This window comes from Vibrio sp. 10N.286.51.E5 (genome assembly GCF_041469125.1).
GTDB classification, from domain to species: domain Bacteria; phylum Pseudomonadota; class Gammaproteobacteria; order Enterobacterales; family Vibrionaceae; genus Vibrio; species Vibrio crassostreae_C.
This window is the reverse complement of sequence record NZ_JBFRJZ010000069.1, coordinates 1-235: the sequence shown is the minus strand read 5'-3', so window position 1 is coordinate 235 and position 235 is coordinate 1. Positions and strand designations below refer to the sequence as shown.

Sequence of the window (235 nt, the reverse complement as noted above, 5' to 3'; positions counted from 1 at the left end):
TGGCAACACTACTTCAAGCTTACTGTTAGTAAAAGTGCAATGCAGCGCTTAGACGAATGGATACGGCGTAGATTAAGGTGCTACCGACTAAAGCAGCGCAAACGCAGACACAGCATAGCGACATGGTTACAACAACAAGGTGTAACGGAGCGCAATGCGTGGAAGGTAGCGATGTCAGATAAAGGGTGGTGGCACTTGGCCTTAACGCCGCAGTTAAATCACGCCATGCCAATAA

The 235-nt window shown here is 48.5% G+C and carries 1 protein-coding gene; it reads left to right on the top strand.

Going from position 1 to position 235, the window contains the following annotated elements:
• Nucleotides 1-235 (top strand): group II intron maturase-specific domain-containing protein (locus AB4161_RS20625; protein ID WP_372084129.1); only part of this gene is annotated, 235 nt, incomplete at both ends.